Below are 1,725 nucleotides of genomic sequence, written 5' to 3'. Positions count from 1 at the left end.
TTAGCGCGGCGACGTCCTACTCTCACAAAGGGAAACCCTTCACTACAATCGGCGCTAAGAAGCTTAACTTCTGTGTTCGGCATGGGAACAGGTGTATCCTTCTCGCTATCGCCACCACACTGGGTGTTGTTGTATTTACTTGAGTGATCCTTCACTCAAAACTGGATTGAAGCTTGTAATCATTTCTTACCAAGATCTTTTATTTTATTTCTTTTGGTTAAGTCCTCGACCGATTAGTATTGGTCCGCTCCGTACATCACTGCACTTCCACTTCCAACCTATCTACCTGATCATCTTTCAGGGGTCTTACTTTCTTAAAGAAATGGGAAATCTCATCTTGAGGTGGGCTTCACACTTAGATGCTTTCAGCGTTTATCCCTTCCCTACATAGCTACCCAGCAATGCCCTTGGCAGAACAACTGGTACACCAGCGGTAAGTCCATCCCGGTCCTCTCGTACTAAGGACAGCTCCTCTCAAATTTCCAACGCCCGCGACGGATAGGGACCGAACTGTCTCACGACGTTCTGAACCCAGCTCGCGTGCCGCTTTAATGGGCGAACAGCCCAACCCTTGGGACCGACTACAGCCCCAGGATGCGACGAGCCGACATCGAGGTGCCAAACCTCCCCGTCGATGTGGACTCTTGGGGGAGATAAGCCTGTTATCCCCAGGGTAGCTTTTATCCGTTGAGCGATGGCCCTTCCATGCGGAACCACCGGATCACTAAGCCCGACTTTCGTCCCTGCTCGACTTGTTTGTCTCGCAGTCAAGCTCCCTTCTGCCTTTACACTCTGCGAATGATTTCCAACCATTCTGAGGGAACCTTTGGGCGCCTCCGTTACCTTTTAGGAGGCGACCGCCCCAGTCAAACTGCCCACCTGACACTGTCTCCCAGCCCGATCAGGGCTGCGGGTTAGAGGGTTCATAACACAAGGGTAGTATCCCACCAGCGCCTCCTCCGAAACTAGCGTTCCGGTCTCTTCGGCTCCTACCTATCCTGTACATGTGGTACAAACACTCAATATCAAGCTACAGTAAAGCTCCATGGGGTCTTTCCGTCCTGTCGCGGGTAACCTGCATCTTCACAGGTACTAAAATTTCACCGAGTCTCTCGTTGAGACAGTGCCCAAATCGTTACGCCTTTCGTGCGGGTCGGAACTTACCCGACAAGGAATTTCGCTACCTTAGGACCGTTATAGTTACGGCCGCCGTTTACTGGGGCTTCAATTCTGAGCTTCGCCGAAGCTAACCCATCCTCTTAACCTTCCAGCACCGGGCAGGCGTCAGCCCCTATACGTCATCTTTCGATTTTGCAGAGACCTGTGTTTTTGATAAACAGTCGCTTGGGCCTATTCACTGCGGCTGACCGAAGTCAGCACCCCTTCTCCCGAAGTTACGGGGTCATTTTGCCGAGTTCCTTAACGAGAGTTCGCTCGCTCACCTTAGGATACTCTCCTCGACTACCTGTGTCGGTTTACGGTACGGGCAGTTGGTTTCTCACTAGAAGCTTTTCTTGACAGTGTGACATCAGGAACTTCGGTACTATTATTTCCCTCCCCATCACAGCTTGTCCGTAAAGAGTAAAGCATTTGACTCTACTCAAGACTTACTGCTTGGACATGCACTTCCAGTCGCATGCATTCCTTAGCCTCCTGCGTCCCTCCATTGCTCAAACAAAAACAACTGGTACAGGAATATCAACCTGTTGTCCATCGCCTACGCCT

Annotated in this window: 2 rRNA genes; both read right to left on the bottom strand. The window is 51.0% G+C overall.

The features are described from left to right. Positions 1-3 precede the first annotated feature (3 nt). Positions 4-119 (bottom strand): 5S ribosomal RNA (gene rrf, locus ABH902_RS15745). A gap of 94 nt (positions 120-213) precedes the next feature. Then, positions 214-1,725: ribosomal RNA gene (locus tag ABH902_RS15740) — 23S ribosomal RNA — on the bottom strand; the annotation flags it as partial.

It is taken from the genome of Enterococcus sp. UD-01, assembly GCF_044909655.1.
Classification (GTDB): domain Bacteria; phylum Bacillota; class Bacilli; order Lactobacillales; family Enterococcaceae; genus Enterococcus_L.
The sequence above is the reverse complement of the archived record's forward strand: the minus strand, read 5'-3'. Positions and strand labels throughout refer to the sequence as shown.